General features: G+C 57.7%; 4 protein-coding genes. 2 read left to right on the top strand and 2 right to left on the bottom strand.

The window, feature by feature from the left end; translation table 11 throughout:
* The coding region (locus tag JT360_RS32990; RefSeq protein ID WP_214477590.1) for a hypothetical protein at positions 1-268 on the bottom strand (268 nt) is incomplete at its 3' end.
* 298 nt (positions 269-566) lie between these two features.
* On the opposite strand from JT360_RS32990, the gene JT360_RS32985 reads away from it, so the two are divergent.
* Complete coding sequence (locus tag JT360_RS32985) at positions 567-935, top strand: hypothetical protein (RefSeq protein WP_214477592.1); 369 nt, start codon at positions 567-569, stop codon at positions 933-935.
* A 142-nt stretch (positions 936-1,077) separates the two neighbouring features.
* Here the strand turns inward: JT360_RS32985 and JT360_RS32980 are convergent, their stop codons facing one another.
* Positions 1,078-1,248, bottom strand: a complete 171-nt coding sequence (locus JT360_RS32980; protein WP_214477588.1) for a hypothetical protein — start codon at positions 1,246-1,248, stop codon at positions 1,078-1,080.
* A 222-nt stretch (positions 1,249-1,470) separates the two neighbouring features.
* Here JT360_RS32980 and JT360_RS32975 point away from each other — a divergent pair, with 222 nt between their 5' ends.
* On the top strand, positions 1,471-1,860 hold the full coding sequence (locus tag JT360_RS32975; RefSeq protein ID WP_214477587.1) for a hypothetical protein: 390 nt from the start codon (positions 1,471-1,473) through the stop codon (positions 1,858-1,860).
* Positions 1,861-1,882 lie beyond the last annotated feature (22 nt).

The raw sequence follows: 1,882 nt of genomic DNA, 5'->3' as shown, positions 1-1,882 counted from the left end.
GCTCGCCAGAGTCGATGTTAATGTTCCCCTTGATCTCGCAACTGCCAGAACTTCCGGCGCCTTCGGTCGAGGTGCCATCTATCAAACCCACAGGCGCCAGACTGGGGCCAATTCCAAGTGTGTCGGCGTTGAAGGCGAGGAAGACCGCCAAGGGCACCAGCACCAGCGCAAAGAGATATTCAGGTCGCCAGCGCCGCCGCCGCTTGCCTGCGTTCTTGCGCCACCGATCAGCATGATCGGCACCTATATTGTGCTGGCCCTTGCCCAAGTCCCTCACTCCCCAAACAGAGAATGCGTCCATTGCGGCAGGGAGTCCAGACAGGAACATTAGTGTTCTCTAATGGTTTTACCTTAGGCGATGTCGATGATTGGTAGAGCGATGGCAGTGGTGTTGGCTTTTGATTTCGTCCATTTTCTCGGATTGACCGCGGACGAACTGCTAATCGGAGCCGTGTCTTTGGTGGCATGCTTGCTGCTTTTTGACGTCATGGCGACGGACGGCCCAAATCGATAGGCCGCCCAACTTAGTGCTCAATGAGCACACGTGGAATCAACTTCCTGGATCGATGCTGACCAACAACGTCGCTGAGCGACGAAGGCGGTCGGGCTCTTTGGCTGCTCATCACGCAAGGCTGTCGCCGCGACCGTCGTCCGGTCTTCTTCGTATGCGTCCTGACTACGAAGTCATCCAAGCGAAGCAACCGCGACTGGAAGCCGACGTTCGAATGATAGACGGCGCGGGCAGGCAAGCTATATTTTTAGCGATGTCTGAAAAGCCCGCGACAACCTACATCGTGAGCGTGTTCGAGAAGACGCATTGGCGCGTTCTTCTTAACACCCGGGACAGGGAAGAAGCGGAATCGCTGGAATGGGCAATGATCCAGGATGGCGTCAAGGCGCGGATCGAGGAGATCACGCCGAAGGTGAAGCGCTAGACGTAAAAAGGCCGGCGCCCTCGCTGGGAGGTTGCCCGAATGGCGCCGGCCACAGACGCTTCCATTAGGTCCGCTGCACCTCAAGACATAACTGAGTCTTTACATGACGTCATGTGGTGACAGCGGGCTAGCGTTTGCCCCTCTACAGCCGTTTTAATCGCAACGCCTGCACCGCGCTAACTAATGTCTCGCGATCACTGCCAAGTGTCCTGATCAGGTCGCGTAGTTGTTCGGGAGTGATGCCATTCTCCACTGCAAAAACCGGCTCCTCATGAACATCGAGGACTTCGCGCTTCGGCTGCTTTTTGGTCATTGGCCCACCCCTGGTTGCGACCAAAGTAACGCAAGGGTGATATTTCGTCGACCGCCGATTCGACGAAAGCGGCCCGACAGGCCGTCGTTGGGCGACGATTTGGGCTGGCCTTCGATTTGGCTAAGCGCGTTGGTGGTGTTGGGCATGTGGATTCCTGTGTGAAGTGTGGACAAGCGGCGCCGGCCCTATTGCCGATTGCGCCAGAGAGGCCACTGTCGCCCCATGGTGGTGGAGCACGTTGAATTAGTGCTGTTCGAGCAATCGCTCCGCGAAAGCGACGGCGTGCATCTGCCGTTCGGTGATCGGGTGGCTGACGTTGCGGAGAAAACCGCAGGCTTTGTGTTGTTCGACATTCGCCTCGACGGGGACAGGCACGTTCGGCGTATGGCGGCGATCGGGTATGGCACGACCGGCACGGCGATCATCGTGATGGACAAAGAGGGCCAACTTCGATGCGCTTCTGTAAACGGCGAAACGGGCTTTCTCGTATCGGATCTGGCCGCGTGGTGTGCGTCTCCGCTTAGCGAGCAAGCGCGGGTCGACTTTCACGGAACGGCAGTCATGCTGCTGGCGAAGCTTCGTAGTACGGGACACTTCGACCAGAATGCCTAGATGCACTTTCGATTTGCCGCCC

The organism is Mesorhizobium sp. dw_380, from assembly GCF_018588885.1.
GTDB lineage: Bacteria > Pseudomonadota > Alphaproteobacteria > Rhizobiales > Rhizobiaceae > Mesorhizobium.
This window is presented reverse-complemented; position numbering and strand designations above follow the sequence as displayed.

Excerpts from the sequence above, each read along its gene's own strand:
- JT360_RS32980 (WP_214477588.1), bottom strand. The coding sequence starts at position 1,248 with ATGACCAAAAAGCAGCCGAAGCGCGAAGTCCTCGATGTTCATGAGGAG.
- JT360_RS32975 (WP_214477587.1), top strand. The coding sequence starts at position 1,471 with ATGGTGGTGGAGCACGTTGAATTAGTGCTGTTCGAGCAATCGCTCCGC.
- JT360_RS32985 (WP_214477592.1), top strand. The coding sequence starts at position 567 with ATGCTGACCAACAACGTCGCTGAGCGACGAAGGCGGTCGGGCTCTTTG.